Origin of the sequence: Salinimicrobium sediminis (genome assembly GCF_900215295.1) — a bacterium.
Taxonomy (GTDB): domain Bacteria; phylum Bacteroidota; class Bacteroidia; order Flavobacteriales; family Flavobacteriaceae; genus Salinimicrobium; species Salinimicrobium sediminis.
Genome location: NZ_OCMF01000003.1, coordinates 210,601 through 230,604, shown reverse-complemented (window position 1 = coordinate 230,604; position 20,004 = coordinate 210,601). Strand labels below are relative to the sequence as shown.

Annotated in this window: 17 protein-coding genes; 13 read left to right on the top strand and 4 right to left on the bottom strand. The window is 42.1% G+C overall.

Translation table 11 applies throughout. The features are described from left to right. Positions 1-17: 17 nt before the first annotated feature. On the top strand, positions 18-758 hold the full coding sequence (gene lptB / locus CRO16_RS12090; RefSeq protein ID WP_097056650.1) for an LPS export ABC transporter ATP-binding protein: 741 nt from the start codon (positions 18-20) through the stop codon (positions 756-758). 219 nt (positions 759-977) lie between these two features. Here lptB and CRO16_RS12085 read toward each other — a convergent pair whose 3' ends face one another. After that, positions 978-1,751, bottom strand: coding sequence for a CDP-alcohol phosphatidyltransferase family protein (locus CRO16_RS12085; RefSeq protein ID WP_097056649.1), 774 nt, complete (start codon positions 1,749-1,751; stop codon positions 978-980). Positions 1,752-1,910: 159 nt separating this feature from the next. On the opposite strand from CRO16_RS12085, the gene lnt reads away from it, so the two are divergent. From lnt to CRO16_RS12065, 4 genes are all read left to right on the top strand, one after another. Further along, complete coding sequence (gene lnt, locus CRO16_RS12080) at positions 1,911-3,500, top strand: apolipoprotein N-acyltransferase (RefSeq protein WP_097056648.1); 1,590 nt, start codon at positions 1,911-1,913, stop codon at positions 3,498-3,500. Positions 3,501-3,699: 199 nt separating this feature from the next. Beyond that, positions 3,700-4,569 (top strand): lipoyl synthase, encoded by an 870-nt coding sequence (gene lipA / locus CRO16_RS12075; RefSeq protein WP_097056647.1) that lies wholly within the window; start codon positions 3,700-3,702, stop codon positions 4,567-4,569. Then, on the top strand, positions 4,569-5,597 hold the full coding sequence (gene gap / locus CRO16_RS12070) for a type I glyceraldehyde-3-phosphate dehydrogenase (RefSeq protein WP_097056646.1): 1,029 nt from the start codon (positions 4,569-4,571) through the stop codon (positions 5,595-5,597). The genes lipA and gap overlap by 1 nt, the downstream gene beginning before the upstream one ends. Before the next feature lie 31 nt (positions 5,598-5,628). After that, complete coding sequence (locus CRO16_RS12065; RefSeq protein ID WP_097056645.1) at positions 5,629-7,857, top strand: hybrid sensor histidine kinase/response regulator; 2,229 nt, start codon at positions 5,629-5,631, stop codon at positions 7,855-7,857. A gap of 92 nt (positions 7,858-7,949) precedes the next feature. Here CRO16_RS12065 and lpxK read toward each other — a convergent pair whose 3' ends face one another. After that, a complete protein-coding gene (gene lpxK, locus CRO16_RS12060; RefSeq protein ID WP_097056644.1) occupies positions 7,950-8,960 on the bottom strand; it encodes a tetraacyldisaccharide 4'-kinase in 1,011 nt (336 codons plus the stop codon). A gap of 313 nt (positions 8,961-9,273) precedes the next feature. On the opposite strand from lpxK, the gene CRO16_RS12055 reads away from it, so the two are divergent. From CRO16_RS12055 to CRO16_RS12035, 5 genes are all read left to right on the top strand, one after another. Further along, entirely contained in the window at positions 9,274-10,368 is a 1,095-nt protein-coding gene (locus tag CRO16_RS12055; RefSeq protein WP_097056643.1) for a Nif3-like dinuclear metal center hexameric protein, read from the top strand. Between the two features lie 2 nt (positions 10,369-10,370). Beyond that, on the top strand, positions 10,371-11,150 hold the full coding sequence (locus tag CRO16_RS12050; protein WP_097056642.1) for a zinc ribbon domain-containing protein: 780 nt from the start codon (positions 10,371-10,373) through the stop codon (positions 11,148-11,150). A 201-nt stretch (positions 11,151-11,351) separates the two neighbouring features. Next, the gene (locus CRO16_RS12045; RefSeq protein WP_143544534.1) at positions 11,352-11,915 is read left to right on the top strand and encodes a hypothetical protein; all 564 of its coding nucleotides are present in this window, start codon (positions 11,352-11,354) and stop codon (positions 11,913-11,915) included. Between the two features lies 1 nt (position 11,916). Next, positions 11,917-12,579, top strand: a complete 663-nt coding sequence (gene msrA, locus CRO16_RS12040) for a peptide-methionine (S)-S-oxide reductase MsrA (protein ID WP_097056640.1) — start codon at positions 11,917-11,919, stop codon at positions 12,577-12,579. A 60-nt stretch (positions 12,580-12,639) separates the two neighbouring features. Continuing rightward, positions 12,640-14,136 (top strand): potassium/proton antiporter, encoded by a 1,497-nt coding sequence (locus CRO16_RS12035; RefSeq protein ID WP_097056639.1) that lies wholly within the window; start codon positions 12,640-12,642, stop codon positions 14,134-14,136. A gap of 68 nt (positions 14,137-14,204) precedes the next feature. On the opposite strand, the gene CRO16_RS12030 is transcribed toward CRO16_RS12035, so the two are convergent. Beyond that, positions 14,205-15,551, bottom strand: a complete 1,347-nt coding sequence (locus CRO16_RS12030) for an FAD-dependent oxidoreductase (RefSeq protein WP_097056638.1) — start codon at positions 15,549-15,551, stop codon at positions 14,205-14,207. A gap of 84 nt (positions 15,552-15,635) precedes the next feature. Beyond that, the gene (locus tag CRO16_RS12025) at positions 15,636-16,151 is read right to left on the bottom strand and encodes an adenine phosphoribosyltransferase (protein WP_097056637.1); all 516 of its coding nucleotides are present in this window, start codon (positions 16,149-16,151) and stop codon (positions 15,636-15,638) included. A 156-nt stretch (positions 16,152-16,307) separates the two neighbouring features. Between CRO16_RS12025 and CRO16_RS12020 the strand changes: the two genes are divergently transcribed. The 3 genes from CRO16_RS12020 to CRO16_RS12010 all read left to right on the top strand — a co-directional run bounded on the left by CRO16_RS12020 (position 16,308) and on the right by CRO16_RS12010 (position 19,939). Continuing rightward, entirely contained in the window at positions 16,308-16,793 is a 486-nt protein-coding gene (locus CRO16_RS12020; RefSeq protein ID WP_097056636.1) for a YciE/YciF ferroxidase family protein, read from the top strand. A 206-nt stretch (positions 16,794-16,999) separates the two neighbouring features. Beyond that, positions 17,000-17,473 carry a DUF2383 domain-containing protein gene (locus CRO16_RS12015; protein WP_097056635.1) on the top strand — a complete coding sequence of 158 codons (474 nt, stop codon included), beginning with the start codon at positions 17,000-17,002 and terminating at the stop codon, positions 17,471-17,473. A gap of 108 nt (positions 17,474-17,581) precedes the next feature. Beyond that, positions 17,582-19,939: a S9 family peptidase gene (locus CRO16_RS12010; RefSeq protein ID WP_097056634.1), complete on the top strand. Its 2,358-nt coding sequence runs from the start codon at positions 17,582-17,584 to the stop codon at positions 19,937-19,939. Positions 19,940-20,004 lie beyond the last annotated feature (65 nt).

Genomic DNA, 20,004 nt, shown 5'->3' with positions numbered 1-20,004 from the left:
ATACCAACATCTATAAAATGAAGTTATACGCCGAAAGTCTTGTTAAATCCTATAAAGGTCGGGAAGTTGTGAAGGGGATTTCTCTTGAAGTGAATCAAGGAGAGATTGTAGGGCTTTTGGGACCTAACGGCGCCGGTAAAACGACTTCTTTCTACATGATCGTAGGTTTGATCAAGCCTAACGGTGGCAGGATATTTTTGGACAAAGAGAACATCACTAAATTTCCTATGTACAAACGCGCTCAATACGGCATAGGTTATTTAGCCCAGGAAGCTTCGGTTTTCAGGAAGTTGAGCATTGAAGATAATATCATGAGTGTTCTTGAACTCACCGACCTCTCCAAAAAAGAGCGCAAAATGAAGATGGAATCCCTTATTGAAGAATTCGGACTGGGACATATCCGCAAGAACCGTGGAGACCTCCTTAGCGGGGGAGAACGTCGACGAACAGAGATCGCCAGGGCTCTGGCAACAGATCCGCATTTTATTCTGCTGGATGAACCTTTTGCCGGGGTTGATCCCGTTGCCGTGGAAGATATTCAGCGCATTGTAGCCCAGCTGAAAAACAAAAATATCGGTATTCTTATTACAGACCATAACGTTCAGGAAACTCTTGCAATTACAGATCGCACCTACCTCATGTTTGAAGGCCGTATCCTAAAAGCCGGAATTCCCGAGGAACTTGCCGAAGACGAAATGGTAAGGAAAGTCTATCTGGGGCAGAACTTTGAGCTTAGGAAAAAGAAGATTTTCGAATAAGCTTTGGTTTTTAAAAGCTAAAATTTACCTCTACAATTCCGGGAGAAGGTCGATAATTCAATAAATCGCCTTTGCGATGGAGCCAAAAAGGCGACTGAAGCAATCCCCTTTTATAAATCCAAATCCAGGTACCAAATCAGGTTGAGAGAATACTTCATCTTTTTTAAAACGACCTCAGCTATTCTGTAGAATCTAAGTCACAAACATCGTTCTTATTCACTACCGGCTTTCTACCACCGGCTCCGCACTACTTTTGTTCGAGATCATGGAAACAATGACATAGCTAATGATGATCACCGGAATTGCCGCAAAATGAAGAAAAACAAGCAGGATAACACAAAAAATTAGAAAAAGGTAACGGAGTTTGTTTTCAGCAAAGCCCCAGGTTTTAAATTTAAGGGCAAAAAGAGGAATTTCGGCATTAAGCATATAACAACTAAAAAGGGTGAGTCCTACCAAAAACCATTCGTTCAGGATTAGGTCTATTAGAAATGGTTGAGGCTGAAAAATAAGAATTAGAGGCAAACTTAAGATGAGCAAAGCATTGGCCGGCGTAGGTAAACCAATAAAAGAATCGGTTTGCCGCTCATCAATATTAAATTTTGCAAGTCTGTAAGCTGAACCTAAAGTGACCAACAATCCAAAAAGAGCAAATCCCGGTAAATTCCACTCAAGCAGCTCCTGTCCCGCTGTCCAGTCTGTAGCCTGTAAGTTATCTTCAGGAAGTGCCATTCTAAAAAGCTGAAACATCACAATTCCCGGCACTAATCCACTTGTAACCATATCTGCAAGAGAATCCAGTTGTAATCCTAATTCAGATTTTACATTCAACAGTCGTGCGGCGAGCCCGTCAAAGAAATCCAGAAAAATTCCCACAGCAACAAAAATAGCAGCCATGACCAGATTTCCCTGCACTGCAAAGATCGCAGCAATAGTACCACTTAGAAGATTAAGTAAGGTTATGGTATTTGGGACATGCTTGATTAGGCTCATATAGGTTGGTTTTGTGTAAAAATAGGAAAAATCCTGTTCCCTGTTACCGGTTTCCCGATGCCTGTTCCATATTGAGGCAGCCCACCAATTTTCTATATCTCATTCCCGCTTGCAGTAAGGTTCTTGGTAATTGTTTAAATTTGCTTTCCACAATTCATTATGAAACACCTCCTTTACGCTTTACTTTCCGGAATTATTTTGGCGCTGGCATGGCCAACCTATGGCTTTCCAATTCTATTGTTCTTTGGCTTTGTGCCATTGCTTTATGCCGAATTTTCTATCCGGAATTCTACTTCAGGTGCCCAAAAATGGAAAATATTTGGACTTTCCTATATCAGTTTTCTTATTTGGAACCTCATCACCACCTATTGGCTTTATTTCTCTACCCCTTTTGGAGGCATCTTTGCCATCACGGTAAATTCCCTGCTTATGAGCCTTGTGTTCCTGCTGTTCCATGTAGTGGCAAAAAGGGTGAATTTTAAGGCAGCTGCTTCCTTTTTGATCAGTATCTGGATCGCCTTTGAATACCTGCATCTCAATTGGGAATTTTCATGGCCGTGGCTTAATCTCGGGAATGGTTTTTCTGAATTTCCCCATTGGATTCAGTGGTATGAATTCACCGGCACCTTTGGCGGCACGCTTTGGGTTCTACTGGTAAACCTCGCTCTTCTTAAGATGCTGATTTTATTTCAGCAGCATAAAGACCGGAAAATCCTCTACCGAGGAATCATCAAAAATGCACTTTTGATCCTCCTCCCTATTGGAATTTCCTATCTTATTCTTTGGAGTTATGAAGAAAGTGAAGCAAGCATTGAAGCTCTTGTCCTTCAACCTAACGTCAATCCATACACCGAAAAATACAACGTTAATGATACGCGGATTGGAGAGCTACTAATCGAACTGGCGCAGGATAGCCTTACCCCTGACACAAAAATTATTATCGCCCCGGAAACGGTTTTTGCCGATGGTACTCCTTTTCGCCAATTCAACAGATCGCAGGCAGGTTATTATTCCAGGGAGTTTGTAAACAGGCATCCGGAAATGGCATTTTTGAGTGGTATTTCCTTTTATGAAAGGTTCAATGATCCCAAAAGAGTAAGAAAACAAAGCAACCAGATTGGTCCTTCTGACTGGTTTGATGACTATAATTCTGCCTTTTTTATCACTGCCAATGATTCAGCTTCCTTCTATCACAAATCTAAACTTGTGGTAGGGGTGGAAAATTTCCCTTATCAGAGTATTTTAAAACCACTCCTTGGAAATGTTATGATAGATCTCGGGGGGACGGTGGCTATGAAAACCACACAAAAGGAGCGTGGTATCTTTGACATTCCCGGTTCCGAAGAAGTGGGCCCTATCATTTGCTATGAATCTGTTTATGGAGATTTTGTCACCGGATATGTCAATAATGGAGCAAATTTTCTAGCTATTATCACCAATGATGCCTGGTGGGGGAATACACAAGGCCATAAACAGCACCTGAGTTATGCCCGATTAAGGGCGATTGAGAACAGACGCGCGATTGCCAGAAGTGCCAATACCGGAATTTCTGCTTTTATAAATGAAAAGGGAGAGATCACCAAAACGCTGGCCTATGAAGAACAGGGTGCTTTAAGAGGAAATGTTACGTTGAATGATCGTGTCACCTTCTACACCCGCCACGGAGATTACATTGCCCGTATTTCCCTCTTTCTGTCGCTGTTTATCTTTCTTTTTGCAATGGTGCCGTGGAAGCGAAGCAGACGCTAAATGGTTCAAGGTTTAAGATTTAAAGTTCAAAGTTTCTGTTCAAGGTTTCCAGTTTTCAAATGGGCCATCAGCTGAATTTGGTGCCAGAAATATAATGCTATGTGTAATTTGGAATTCGGTGCTTGAAATTTGTGCCTTTAACTGATAATTGCTTCATTGATTATTGTTCATTGCTTATGATTCGTATCTTTGCCGCGATATGGAAACACAGCAAATCCCTACCCAAAGAACCCCTAAACCCAAATGGCTTAGGGTAAAATTACCCACCGGAAAGAAATACACAGAACTTCGAGGGGTAGTTGAAAAATACAATCTTCACACCATATGCACCTCGGGAAGCTGCCCTAATATGGGAGAGTGTTGGGGTGAAGGCACGGCAACTTTTATGATCCTGGGAAATATCTGCACCCGTTCCTGCGGATTTTGCGGTGTAAAAACAGGGCGTCCTGAAACTTTGGATTGGGATGAACCTGAAAAAGTTGCCCGGTCAATTAAACTTATGAAGATCAGGCATGCAGTGATCACCAGTGTAGACCGGGATGATTTGAAAGACATGGGTTCTATTATCTGGGCTGAAACTGTAAAGGCTATTCGAAGAATGAATCCCGAAACCACACTGGAAACTTTAATTCCCGATTTTCAGGGTGTAGAACGCAACATTAACCGAATCATAGAAGTAAATCCTGAAATTGTTTCTCACAACATGGAAACTGTAAAGAGGTTAACACGGGAAGTAAGGATTCAGGCTAAATACGAGCGAAGTCTACAGGTTCTAAAATACCTTAAAGACCAGGGGATCAAAAGAACTAAATCCGGAATTATGCTCGGCCTTGGCGAAAGAGAGGAAGAGGTGATACAGACCTTGAAGGATCTTCGGGAGGTAAATCTTGATATTGTCACCATTGGCCAGTATCTGCAGCCATCAAAACAGCATCTTCCGGTTCATGAATTCATCACTCCGGAACAGTTTAAGAAGTTCGAAACCATAGGATTGGAACTTGGCTTCAGGCATGTAGAAAGTGGTGCTTTGGTTAGATCCTCCTATAAAGCTCAAAAACACCTCACCTAATGGGGGAAAATGCTTCCGCAGCAGGTAAAAAGGTGCGCATAGGAATCAATGGATTCGGCCGCATTGGCCGTAATTTATTCAGGCTTTTACTGGACCATACTCAATTGGAAGTGGTGGCAATCAATGACATTGCTCCTGCTGCAACCCTTGCCCATCTTCTAAAATATGACAGTATCCACGGAGTCCTTAAAAGGGAGATAGGTTCAAAAGAAGGATTTCTCCTCATTGACGACAGGAAGATTCCCGTTTTTAAAGAACAGGAGCCGGGAAATATCAGCTGGAATTCAGAGGCAGTAGAAGTTGTGGTGGAAAGCTCCGGAAGATTTAAAAACCGGGAGCAATTAGAGGCTCACCTCCGGCAGGGGGTGAAAAAAGTGATCTTAAGTGTGCCCCCTCAGGATGATTCCATTAAAATGGTGGTCATGGGAGTCAATGAAAATATTTTAAACGGCTCAGAAAAGATTATATCCAACGCCTCCTGCACCACCAACAATGCAGCTCCCATGCTCAAGGTGGTCCATGAATTAGCGACTGTTAAACAGGCATACATCACCACCGTTCACTCCTACACTACAGACCAAAGCCTGCATGACCAGCCCCACAAAGACCTTAGAAGAGCCCGCGCGGCAGGACAGTCTATTGTGCCAACAACTACAGGGGCAGCAAAGGCCCTCACCAGAATTTTCCCAGCCCTAAGTGATGTTATTGGCGGCTGCGGCATCAGGGTTCCTGTGCCTAATGGCAGCCTTACCGACATGACGCTGCAGGTGGAGAAGAAAATTACCATAGAAGAAATTAATGCTGCATTTAAAAATGCGGCTGCGGGACACCTGAAAAATATCCTGGAATATACCGAAGATCCAATTGTTTCCATCGATATCAACGGAAACACTCACTCCTGCGTTTTTGATGCCCAAATGACCTCGGTAATAGGAGGAAATTTCGTAAAAATCATTGGTTGGTACGATAATGAAATTGGTTATTCAAGCCGACTTATTGATTTAATTTCCCATGTTACAATTAAATAATTATATTTAGCAACAGTTATTTACGTCCCAAATGAAGAACTTTATTCTTTTGATGGTGGCTTTTCTTTCTTTTTCCTTTTCCTATGCCCAGGAAAACAACCTACAGGAAACAGATGGACTTAATGCCACTATCGAGCAGCTGTTAAGAGACGCCGAGGAGTCTATTAATAGTGTAAATTTTGACCAGGCCCTGCGTGAGCTCAATCGAGCCCTTGAACTATCGCGGGCGGTCAATCACCAGCGTCTTATTGCCCTCTCGAGCAGTTTAATGGCGCAATTGCATTATGTGCGACATGAAAATGACAAAGCAGCCACCGAACTGCAACGTGCAATTTCAATTCAGCGCGAAATTGGAGATGAGGCAGGTTTGGCCTATAGCTATCTCAACTACGGAAAAATCTTCACTGCAAAACGCATTTTTGAAAGAGCTACTGAATATTTTGACCTTTCCGAAACCCTCTATACAAAACTAGGCGATACTGAAGGCCTTGGAAATATTGATCTTAACAGGGGAATTCTTTATCTCAATACTTCGGAAAGACCCCATGCTGCCCTTTCCTATTTTAATTCGGCTGAAGAAAAGCTGCAGGCAAGTACCAATGAATATGAACGGGTACGGATTCATTTTTACAAAGCCAGAGCACTTCTCGCCACCGGAAAACTGGACCAGGCAATGGCCGAAGCCAATAAAAGTCTCTTTTTAGCTAAAAAGAACAACTTTGGAGGAATGATCCAGCACACCTATTGGGTTCAAAGCAGGATTCAGGAAGAAGCCGGCAATCATGCCGAAGCTTTAAGCCTGTTAAAGGTCAATAACCAAATGCGCGATTCTCTCTACAACCTTAACAAGGAAGCATTAGCATCAGATGCCAGCGCGAGGTATGGGGTGGATGCCATGAAAAGCACAGTGAGTGAATTGACCAAAAGGCAGGCAGAGAACGAAAGGACTTTAAAAGTAAATAAGCTTACCACCATTTTGAGTGTGGCGCTCATTACTATTCTGTCCCTGCTCACCTTGTCGCTTTATAAGAACAATAATTTAAGAGCCCGGGCCAACGATCTTTTACAGAAAAAGAATTCTGAATTGGTCACTGCCAAAGAAAACGCTGAAAAGGCTTCTTTGGCCAAGGCACAGTTCCTTTCCACAATTACTCATGAATTGCGCACGCCTTTATATGCAGTAACAGGTTTGACCCATCTCCTGCTGGAAGAAAGTCCTACCGAAAACCAGAAAGAGCATCTAAATTCTCTCAAATTTTCAGGAGAATATTTACTATCCCTCATTAACAACATTCTAGATCTTAACAAGCTGGAGGCTAAAAAGGTGGAAATGCTGGAGAGCTCTTTCAACCTGAAGAAAAGAATAACCGATGTGCTTGTTGCGCTGAAAAATTCGGCTGAAGAAAAGAAAACACAACTCCACCTCGAATTTGATTCTGAAATTCCGAAGAAACTGAAAGGGGATCCTTTAAAGATCTCCCAGATCCTTATCAATCTGGTAGGTAACTCTATCAAATTTACCGAAAATGGGGACATTTGGGTTCGGGTAAAGAAATCGGGACAGGACGGCGCATTGGTAAAGCTAAGATTTGAGATCGAAGATACTGGGGAAGGTATAAGCAAGGAGAAGCAAAAAGCCATTTTTGAGAACTTTACCCAGGGTTCCCTGCAAATTAACAGGAAGTTTGGCGGTACCGGGTTGGGACTTTCCATTGTAAAGAACCTGCTCAACCTTATGGATAGTGAAATCCATCTGGAAAGCGAACTCGGCAAAGGTTCTGTTTTTTACTTTGAATTAAGTTTTGAAGCTCTGGAACCGGCAGCGCCACAGGATCCAAAAAGCGACAATGTTATTCCCGAACCACTTTCCAATGATTACATGCACAATAAGAAGATCCTTATCGTAGAAGATAATAAGATCAACCAAATGATCACCAGAAAGATCCTGGAAAAGAACAAGGTGATTTGTGATGTAGCAGATAACGGGACCGTGGCAATCGCAAAAGTGGAGAATCATCATTTTGATCTTATCCTTATGGACATCCACATGCCCGGAATCAGCGGAATTGAAGCTACCAGGGAAATACGAAAGTTCAATGAAACCATTCCCATTATCGCTTTAACCGCAGTTACCCTGGAGGAAAGTCTGGATGAATTCTACCTGAACGGCTTTAATGATATAATTCCGAAGCCCTTTAAAACAGAAGAATTCTTTCAAAAGATCAATAAATATTTAAGTCAGGAGAAAGCAACGGTATGAGTTGGCACGCAGTTTGATTAAATGATGGCTCAGGTTATTGTAAGAAATAGTTTGAATTAGCCAAGATATAAAATGAGACCCGCACACGGGTCTCATTTTTTTTGTACAAAATTCTTTACCTGTGATTCGAACTCAGCACCGGCACTTAAAAACCGGGTTCGTATAGGCAAATAGAAGATTTTCTCCCTGGAGATCTCGTTTTTTAGCCGCATGTAATCTTTTTCGGTAGTTAAAATGAGCTCCTCGTGTTGAAGGGCTTTAATTTCTTCTTCGGTAAAGTTATGATGGTCACTAAAGGCTTTATGCGTAAAATTTAATCCAAGGCTTTCCAGGTGATCCACCAAAGGTTGTGGTTTGGCGATGCCGGTGACCAGCGTAAATTCTTCCTTTTGAAGTGCCTTTAGTTCAAGGGTCCGGTTTCTACTATAGATCTCTTTGCTATAAGCAATACTGCTGAAGAAAACCTCCTGCCCCGCTTTTGGTTTTAGTTTTTTCCTGATCTCCTCCTGTTCTGCAGCCCCAAGATCTTCGGGGCATTTTGTAACGACAATGATATTTGCCCTTTTTGCCCCCGCTGCAGGTTCTCTAAGGTTACCCGCAGGAAGGACCAGGTCATTTTTGTACAGATTTGTGTAAGATGTCAACAGGATGTAGAAACCTGCTTTTACCTTACGATGTTGGTAAGCATCATCCAGTATTACGACATCGGGAGGCTGCATCTCCTCAAGGAGTTTTTCTATTCCGTTGCTGCGGTTCTCGTCTACTGCAACCAAAACATCCGGAAATTTACTCTTAAACTGCAGGGGCTCATCCCCAACTTCTATCGCAGTATCCTGACCATTAAGAAGAATATAGCCGCTGGATTTCCTTTTATAGCCCCTACTCAAAGTTGCCACCTTATGATCCTGCCTGAGCAAATTAACAAGGTATTCCACCATGGGGGACTTACCGGTGCCTCCCACACTTAAATTCCCAACTGCGATGACAGGAATTTCGAATTCCCGGGAGGACAAGAGATTTTTATCATAGAGTTTATTCCGTACATGCATGATGCTGCCGTAAAGAATTGAAAAAGGAAATAGAAGTTTTCTTGCTGAGGCCATGCAGCGAAGGTAAATTTTTTGATGGAAAAAAAAGAGACAAAATTATAGTTCAAAACACATTTTTTTACAAGAATTACGATTATTTATTATGTCAGGATGTGGTACAGCAAGAGGAAAAAAAAGAAGATTATATAATTAAAATTCACCTCTTTATATCTATTGTCTTTAAAAATTTTAGTATTTCAAAAATAGATCTTTCAGCAAAATCTCTTTTCCCCTGGATATCTACTAATAATACGGCAAGGTGCTCATCCCCCTTTATCCATGATTTTAAATCCTCAATTCTTACCTTTGAAAAAAGCACTGCAACACTATGCTCATAAAAAATATCATCCGGGAACTGGAAACATTTGCGCCTACGGCCTATGCCGAAGATTTCGACAATGTAGGTCTTCTTACAGGTTCAGAAAACTGGGAAGTAAAGGGAATATTAGTCACTTTGGATACCCTGGAGACAGTGGTGGACGAAGCGATTGACCAAAACTGCAACCTTATTGTGAGTTTTCATCCTATTATCTTTTCCGGGTTGAAAAAACTTACCGGAAGGGATTACGTGGAGCGGGCTGTGTTAAAGGCAATAAAGAATGATATTGCAATTTATGCAATTCACACTGCTCTTGATAACAGCTTTAGGGGGGTGAATGATGTGATCTGCCAACAACTTGATCTTGGCAGCAGGAAGATCTTGATTCCACAGAAGGGAAGTATAAAAAAACTCCTCACTTTCGTTCCAAAGAAAGATGCCTCAGCAGTGAGGGAAGCATTATTTGCCTCCGGGGCAGGATCTATTGGAAATTATGACCATTGCAGCTTCAACCTTAACGGCAGCGGATCCTTCCGCGGAAACGAGGAATCCAATCCCGTGATTGGCCGAAAAGGTGAAACTCATTACGAAGAGGAGGTGCAGATAGGAGTTACTTTTCCGAAGCACCTGGAAAAATCTATTCTAAAAGCCCTTTTTGACACCCATCCCTACGAAGAGGTTGCTTACGAGGTGACCACCCTGGAAAATGAGAATCAAAAAATTGGAATGGGAATGGTTGGAGAACTGGAGGAAGAGGTATCGGAAACCACTTTTTTGGAAAAAGTAAAAAAAACCTTTGGTACAGGCTGCATAAGGCATTCGCAATTACTTGGAAAACCAATAAAAAAAGTAGCAGTACTTGGTGGTAGCGGCAGCTTTGCGATCAAAAATGCAGCTGCGGCAGGAGCAGACATCTTTTTAACTGCCGATCTTAAGTATCACGACTTCTATAAAGCTGAGCAAAAACTGGTGCTGGCAGACATTGGCCACTTTGAAAGCGAACAGTACACAAAAAACCTTTTAGCCGCTTTTCTTAAGAAAAATTTTGCTAATTTTGCAGTCGTTTTATCAAAGACAGAAACCAATCCTATCAAGTATTTTTAACTATGGCCAAAAAATCCGATGTTACTGTAGAAGAGAAGTTAAGAGCGTTGTACGATCTTCAACTTATAGATTCCCGCGTGGATGAGATAAGAAATGTACGAGGTGAACTTCCCCTGGAGGTAGAAGATTTAGAAGATGAAGTTGCAGGTTTGAACACGCGCCTTGAGAAAATGAATGCCGACCTTGAAGTGATCGATCAGGACATCAATGCCAAAAAGAATCTTATTGAAGATGCGAAAGCATTGATCAAAAAATATACTGAACAACAGAAAAATGTTCGTAATAACCGCGAATTCAACGCGCTTTCCAAGGAAGTTGAATTTCAAGAGTTGGAAATAGAACTTGCTGAAAAACAGATCAAGGAATACCGTGCGCAGATCGAACAAAAGAAAGAAGTGATCGAGCAAACCCAGGAGCGTGTTAACGAGCGTCAAAAACACCTTGATCATAAGAAAAGTGAATTAGACGAGATCCTTGCTGAAACTGAAAAAGAAGAGCAGGCTTTGATCAAAAAATCTCAAGAATTCCAGGAGCAGATCGAAGAGCGCCTTGTGAATGCATATCGCCGTATTCGCGGAAGCGTTAAAAACGGTCTTGCGGTGGTTCCCGTAGAAAGAGGAGCTTCAGGGGGTTCTTTCTTTACAATCCCACCCCAGGTGATCATGGAAATTGCCGGCCGCAGAAAGATCATTACAGATGAGCACAGTGGACGTATCCTTGTAGATGAAGAACTGGCACAGGAAGAAAGACAAAAAATGAATGAGCTCTTCCAGAGTTTCTAATTCAGAATTTATCATATCTACAAACCCTTCGCGAAAGCGAGGGGTTTTTTTTGATCCTAAATACCAGAACCTATAATCTAGACAGTGCAAACAATAAAATCCTGGCTCAAGATTCCAGGGTCCAGAATCAAAGACTGATTAACATCCCTTTCACAAAAAAGATTTCAGGAAGGCTTACCTTTAAGGATTAAACCTACAACTATGAGAAACCTGATCTTTATTTTTCTATCGATAGTTATGTTTGGATGTAACGATCAAAAAAGCACCACCTCCAATGCTGCAGATGTTAATAAACAAGATACTACTACTGCAGATCTGCCTCCGGGGAATATTCAGGAAGAACGGGATGCGGTACAAACAGAAAAAGAACAACCCCGCATTGCTGCCGTCCTTGATGGCAGATATCATAAAATTGAGAACGGCAAAGCAACAGCCGACTGTAACTGTAACTGTATTGAAATAAACTTTGATGCGCCTACCGAATGGTGTATAGACAAGGACAAATTGTATATCACCGCCCGAACTCAAAAAACCGGCGACAATACAGCAGATGTCTTCTTTGTTTCAGCAAACCGGGAAATAAAACCTGACAGAAAAATGCCCTGGGACGATTTTGACACTAATACGCCCGTTGCAAATTTAACTTTTACACCAGATGGTGGCGTGGAACTTGATTGGCTTGGTTTTGCCGTTGATGGGGAAGTCGCTACAGATTATGCACTTTATGGAAAGAAAACCCTTGAAGGCACCTATAAAAAAGAATAATATGAAATTACCTTTGATCTTTTCCCTGCTGTTTACTCTAATAGCCTGCGGAAATTCTTCTGAAAGCCAGGTCACCCTACCTGAAATCGCCAATGCCGAACCTGTGGAAGTTCCGCCGCAAGACGGTTTAAAAAGAGCATATTTTGCCAGTGGCTGCTTCTGGTGTGTAGAGGCAGTTTATGAGAGTGTAAAAGGAGTTAAGGAAGTAATCTCCGGATATTCCGGTGGGCATACCAAAAATCCAACCTATGAGGAAAGCAATACCGGCACTACAGGTCACGCCGAAGCCGTTGAGGTGATTTACGATCCGGAAGTAATTGATTTCGCAACTTTAACCGATGTGTATTTTGGATCCATGGATCCTACCCAAAAAAATGGTCAGGGTCCGGATATTGGCTCCCAATACCGGTCAATCATCTTTTACCAGAATGCTGCACAAAAAAAGATCATTGAAGAAAAAATAAAAGATTTGGCAGGAGAGTATAAAAAGGCGATTGCTGTAGAAGTGCTTCCGTTCCAAAAATTCTGGAAGGCAGAAGCTTATCACCAGAATTACAAGAAAAACAATCCTAATGATCCTTACATCCGGAATGTTTCGAACCCCAGGTTCAATAGATTCAAAAGTAAGTTTCCTCAATTGCTTAAAGAAAACAAAGCCGACTAACTCTCAAAAAAGGGCAAAAATCCCTTTCTTTGCAAAAATCCGAATAAGCCGGCTCCATCTATGGATATAACTACAGAGAATGTACTGCTCATTGGCTCCCTCCTACTTCTCATAAGTATACTGGCCGGAAAAACCTCCTATAGGTTTGGCGTCCCAACCCTTATATTATTTCTATCGGTTGGAATTTTAGCAGGGTCTGAAGGAATAGGAAAAATTGAATTTGATGATCCGCAGCTTGCCCAGTTCATAGGTATTGTTTCGCTGAATTTTATACTCTTTTCAGGAGGGCTGGACACCAACTGGCGCAGCATTAAACCCATCCTGTGGCATGGGATATCGCTATCTACCCTTGGAGTCCTTTTTACCGCCCTTTCTCTTGGCACCTTTGTATGGGCGATAACAGATTTCAGTATTTATGAAGGGCTGCTCCTGGGAGCTATTGTTTCTTCGACAGATGCCGCTGCCGTATTCTCAATTCTACGTTCAAAGAATATGGCACTAAAAGCCAATTTGAGACCTACTCTTGAGCTGGAAAGCGGAAGTAACGACCCGATGGCCTATTTCCTTACCATTGCCTTTTTAGGCCTGGTGGTGAACCAGGATCAAAGCCTGCTTTCCATAATACCGTTGTTTCTTCAGCAAATTCTCATAGGTGCAGCCCTGGGGTTTCTATTTGGAAAAGTAAGCAAGATGATCATCAACAAGATCACTCTTGATTTTGAAGGTCTTTATCCTGTTCTCGCCATTGCTCTAATGTTCCTGGTTTTTTCGGCAACAGACAGGTTGGGTGGAAATGGTTTTTTGGCTGTATATCTTTGCGGAGTTTACCTGGGGAATCAGGATCTGATTCATAAACGTACTATCATGCGGTTCTTTGACGGGGTTGCCTGGCTGATGCAGATCGTACTGTTCCTTACTTTAGGACTGCTGGTCTACCCCAGTGATATCCTTCCGGTAATTGGGCTTGGCATCCTTATTTCGGGTTTCCTGATCCTCATTGCACGTCCCATAGGAGTTTTCGTAAGCCTGTCGTTCTTTAAAATGAAGATGCGCCGGCGCTGGTATATTTCCTGGGTTGGTCTAAGAGGTGCTGTTCCCATTGTTTTTGCTACCTATCCTTTATTAGCGGGAATAGAAAAAGCCCATATGATTTTTAACATCGTCTTCTTTGTTTCACTTACCTCGGTAATAGTCCAGGGCACCACCCTATCTACGGTAGCAAAATGGTTACATGTAGCGCTGCCAAAAACCGTAAAAAAGATCTCTCCCGTGGATGCTTTCCTTGCAGATGGGACGAAATCCCTAATTCGGGAAATTACCATTCCTCCGGATAATTTTTCTGTTGGAAAAAGGATTGTGGATCTGCATTTTCCACGCACCGCTATCATTGCGATGATCTCCCGAAACGGAAAATTCCTTACCCCCAATGGTGCTACCGAAATTCAGGAAGAAGATACCCTCATAGTTCTAATGGAAAATAAGCAGAATGTCGAGCGGGTTTATCACAGCCTCCACCTCACTTATGATCCGGATACTGTAGAGGAAGAGAATTTATAGAGCGATCAGGGTCAGTATTGAGTGTGCAGGAATGAGGACTAAGTGATTCTAAAACTAAGCATCGCAGATTATTTATTCTGCAGCAATTTTAGGATTCTGTTCTCCACTTCTGCGGAATTCCACTTTTCTTCAATTTGCGGAATTTGCATGATCTCATCCATAATAGCTGCCTGCCTGTCGCCAATTTTCAATGCTTCAGAATAGGGTGCTTCAGAAAAGGTCACACGGGAATAGGCAGGAATCCACTTTTCGGGATGTTTTTCGGTAAAGTTCTTTTCGATCTTCTTCCGCAGCAGGAAATCAGGATCGGCAGTTTTGCTGCTCATCTCCATAAAATTCCGGTAGCTAAGTTCTGCAATAGCATCGGCATTTGGCTTTCTTATTTCCTGATATTCAGCAAAGATCTTTTCCCAGTCATTTCCATGTACCTCCTCCAATCTGCCCAATTCGGATATATCTTCAAAACCCGCATTCATTCCCTGTCCAAAGAAAGGTACAATAGCGTGGGCAGCATCTCCCACCAGGGCAATTTTATCATAGTAGGTCCAGGGGTAACATTTAACCGTCACCAGGGCACTGGTAGGATTTTTAAAGAAATCTTTGGTAAAACCGGAGATCTCTTCCTGCATATCGGGAAAATATTTTTCAAAAAAATCCTGCACCGCAGGTTCTGTTTGTAAAGATTCAAATGAATTCTCCCCTTCAAAAGGCAAAAAAAGTGTGCAGGTAAAACTGCCGTCAAGGTTGGGCATCGCGATGAGCATAAATTTGCCCCGGGGCCATATATGAAAGGAGTTCTTATCCAATTTGTGAGAGCCATCGGCATTTGCAGCAATCCTAAGCTCCTTATAACCCACATCAATGAAATGCTGGGAATAATTGAACCTGCTTTGTCGTTGCATTTTATGCCGCACTCGTGAAAAAGCCCCGTCTGCCCCAAAAATAAGGTCGAAATCATACTCTTCCCAATTTCCTTTTTCAGATTCCCCTGTATAAAGTTTTGCTTCGGAAAGATCTACTTCCCAAACTTTTTCTTCGAATTTAAAAACAGCCCCGGCAGCTTCGGCCAGGTCTATCATCTTTCGGTTAAGTACCCCTCGGGAAATTGAATAAATGGCTTCCCCATCCTTTCCATAGTTTTGAAAATACACAGGATCGTTATCGATATGCATGGCACGCCGGTAAAGCGGAATTGCCAGCTCTCTTATCTCCTCCTCAATGCCTGCTTCGCGTAATGCTTTCCAGCCCCGGTTAGACATGGCCAGGTTGATGGAACGTCCGGAAAATTCTACCTTTCGCACATCCGGGCGACGATCAAATAATGTAACGGAATGACCTTTTTTTCTTAGATGAAGGGCAAGAAGCGATCCCACCAATCCCGTGCCTACAATGGCAATATTCTTTGTTTGCTGCATTTGGGCCACGAAAATACTATTTTTTACCGGTTAATGAAGATGAAAAGTGGCTTGACAGCCTGAAATCAGCATTGGTTATATTGGCTAATAAGTCACCAGAGAAACGACCTCGTAGGGATTCAATTTATCTCTACCCTTTAAAAAATCGAGGTCCATCAGGAAATTACATTGTACAATCTCTCCCCCCATTTTTTCTACCAGCTTACAGGCCGCCGCTGCAGTTCCACCGGTAGCCAGCACATCATCATGTACCAGGACTTTCTCCCCTTCCTGAATAGCATCGCAATGGATCTCCAGAACATCTTCCCCATATTCCAGGGAATAATTTTCTCTAAAGGTGTTAAAAGGTAATTTTCCCGGTTTTCTTATTGGAACAAAACCTGCATTAAGTTCCTGTGCCAGTAAAGTGGCAAAGAAAAATCCACGGGATTCTATGCCAACTACCTTATGGACCTTTTGATCCCCCAATAGTTCAAGAAGCTTTTTTAAAGCCTCACGGGTTGCCGAAGGATCCTGCAGCAACGGGGTTATATCTTTATAAATGATATCTTTTTTCGGAAAATCTTTTATATCCCGAATATAATCCTGAATTCTGAACATGAAGAAAATTTAAACTACTAAGGTAAAAAGAAAATCCGTTTTTGTTCAGGAGCCAACTTAATGGTTTTAGTAAATAATCAACAAAGATTTATTACTCATTTAACTGCACTTGCTGCAGATGAGGTTTAAATTAGTATAAACCAAAAAATTAAGAAAATGAAAAATCTAAAAGATCTGTTTGAACACCAACTAAAGGATTTATACAGCGCAGAGAACCAATTGGTGGAGGCCCTTCCAAAGATGCAAAAGAATGCAAATGACGATAAACTGAAGAAGGCATTTGAAAAACATCTAAAGGAGACCGAAGGCCATATAAAACGCCTTGAAGAGATCACCAAAGAACTGGGAATCAAACCTACAGGCGAAACCTGTAAAGCCATGAAAGGACTTATAAAGGAAGCTGAATCTTTCCTTGAAGAAGATACCGAAAAAGAGGTACGCGATGCCGGCCTTATTGCTGAAGCACAGCGGGTAGAACATTATGAAATTTCCGCCTATGGGACTGCTGTAAGATATGCCAAGGAATTAGGACACGATGATATTGCAAAAAAACTGCAGAAAACTCTCGATGAAGAGTATAAAGCAGACGACCTGCTCACAGAAATGGCCGAGGATAGATTGAACCGTAAGGCAAAATCCTAATTCTTCACAAATAATTACGAAAAATCCGCCTCAACTTTAGGCGGATTTTTTATGCTTTTCAACCTCCTTATAATCCTCTTGATTAAAATTTATGAAGATTTTTGTGCTCTTTTTCCTGAATAGCTAAATGTGAGTTAACATCCTGGGGAAGAGAATATCATACAGGGAATTTTCGTAACTTAATCTAGTCACTCCAACAAAATAAAATGAACCATTCTAAGATACGGGAACGTTCACTACGCCAGCTTCTTGAAGACAATTTCAAGGTAGCCAGACACTGCCGTAAAATAGCAGAACATGTTATAGATGCTTCACTAAAGTATTATTTTCAGAATATTGCTTCCCGTCGTTCCCAGTTTGCTATGGAAATAGCAGAAGAAATTTCCTATTATGGAGGCAAAGAACCTTACATGTCTTCTTCCTCTTATGATAGGAACAGGATGGAAACAGGAATAGATGACCAGGCTGCCGCCATTAAAAAAGCATTAAAGATCCATAAGGAAAGTCTGCAAAGTTATCAAGATGCTCTTTGTCGAATTCATGAAGGCTCCTGCAGAGAAATTTTATTGCGTCATAAAGCTTTTATCGAAAACGCCATTTTTGAGTTGAAATCAATAAAAACTTTACTGAAGTATGTCCCGACTAATACTCGGAATTCTTCAAAAGAAAGAGCGATTTAGATTCAACAAACATAGATACAGGCACTATTAATCACAGGTGCCATCTCTTTTCCCGCTTATTCGGCGGGATTTTTTATATTGCCTCTCCAATAATCATTTCCTATTAACATGAAGAATGTCTTATGCCTGCTGGCATTTATCAGCCTTAATTTCTGCTTTGCTCAAACTTCCGATCTTTCAGTTGAAAAGATCATGCAGGACCCCGCCTGGATGGGCACGTTTCCTTCCAACATCTCCTGGGGAGCGCACAGCGAGAACATCTATTTTGAATATAATCCCGAGAAAAATCCTTCAGATTCGCTGTACAGGATCAGCATCAATAATCCCAAGCAAGTAGTGAAAGTGGGTTGGCTGGAAGAAGATCAAATTCTCCCGCGCCAGGGCGATTTGAATAAAAAAGGGACCAAAAAGGTTTATGTACGGGATGGGATTCTTTATCTGTATGACTTCAGGAATAGGAAAGAAGGGCAATTATTAGAATTGGGAGGACCTATTTCCAATCCGGAATTTATGGCAGATGAACAAAAGATAAGTTTTGCTTTTGACAACAATGCCTTTATCTATAACCTCGATACCGGTATGCTGGATAAACTCACCAATATTCGAACCGGCACCGAAAAGGAGGAAAAAGACGAGAAACTTTCTGAACAGGACCAATGGCTACAGGATGAAAACCTGGACTTACTGGCCGAGGTACGGAAAAGAAATGAGGATAAAAAAGCACGGGAAGATTATCGAAAAAGGACATCTGCCCCTACCCCTTTTACCTTCTATACTGGGAAAAAGAGGCCCATGAATCTACAGGTATCACCCGATGGAAACTACGTAAGCTTTCAGCTTCTTACCAGTGCAGAGGCAAAAGATACCGATGTTCCCAATTACACCGATCTTTCAGGATATACGGTAGATCTCCCTGCCCGCAGCAAAGTGGGAAGTGAGCAGTCAAAGCTGGAAACCGTAATTTATAATCTTCAAAAAGATACGGTTTACATGGTACAGACCGATAAGCTTCCGGGGATAAAGGATCTTCCCGATTATGTAAGCGATTATCCCGACCGCAAATGGGAAGAGGAGATAAGGGAGGTAAACACCAACGGCCCCTATTTTTCAGAAGATGGAAAAAAGGCAATATTGATCGTCCGATCCGGGGACAATAAGGACCGGTGGATTAGTCTTTTGGATTTGCAGACCGGGAGCTTAAAATCTCTTGACCGTCAACGTGACGAGGCATGGATAGCCGGTCCCGGGATTGGATATTCCTGGAGTGGAGGCACAATAGGGTGGCTTGATGATAATGAAACTATATATTTTCAGAGCGAAGAAACCGGCTATTCCCACTTGTACCTTCTCAATGTGAAATCTGGAAGAAAGACTGCTTTGACACAGGGCGAGTATGAGGTTTTTGACCCTTTTCTTTCCAGGGACCGTAAGACATGGTATCTCACCACTTCGGAAGTCCATCCCGGGGAAAGACATTTCTACCGAATGCCTGTTCGCGGTGGTAAAATGGAAAAACTTACGAATCTGAAAGGAAATAACGAAGTCGAACTCTCTCCTAATGAGAAGTACATGGCGATAAGGCATTCTTATTCCAACCAACCCTGGGAACTTTATTTTAAGAAAACTTCTTCCGGGGAAAAGGCTCAACAGCTCACATCAGGCCGCTCCACAGAATTTCAAAATTATGACTGGAGAGATCCGGAGTTGGTAAAATTCGAGGCTCAGGATGGAGCTATGGTTCCGGCCAGGTTGTATCAACCTTCCGAAGAAGTAAAAAATGGAGCAGCCGTAATATTCGTGCATGGCGCCGGTTATCTGCAGAACGCCCATAAATGGTGGTCAAGTTATTTCAGGGAATATATGTTCCACAATTTACTCACCGATCTCGGCTATACAGTGCTTGATATAGATTACCGCGGGAGCGCCGGCTATGGAAGGGATTGGAGAACAGGAATTTACAGACACATGGGCGGCAAAGATCTATCTGACCAGGTAGATGGGGTGAAATACCTCATTGCTGAACATGGTATTGATCCCGAAAAAGTGGGCATCTACGGCGGAAGTTACGGCGGGTTCATCACCTTAATGGCTCTGTTTAATGAAGCTGATACCTTCAAATCTGGGGCTGCCCTGAGATCTGTAACAGATTGGGCTCATTACAACCACGGTTATACCTCGAATATTCTTAATGAACCTGTGAATGATCCTATCGCCTATAAGCGCTCCTCTCCTATTTATTTTGCAGAAGGCTTAGAAGGCAATCTGTTGATCGCGCACGGTATGATAGATGTAAACGTTCATTTCCAGGACGTAGTAAGGCTGGCCCAAAGACTCATTGAGCTCGAAAAAGACAACTGGGAAATGGCTGTATATCCTGTAGAAGATCATGGTTTTATGGAGCCGAGCAGCTGGACAGATGAATACAAGAGAATCCTGAAATTATTTAATGAGACTCTCATAGATTAAATTTCCCAAAAAGAATATTGTAAATCCGGTATTTCAGGTAATTACCGGATTTTTTATTGCCAAAA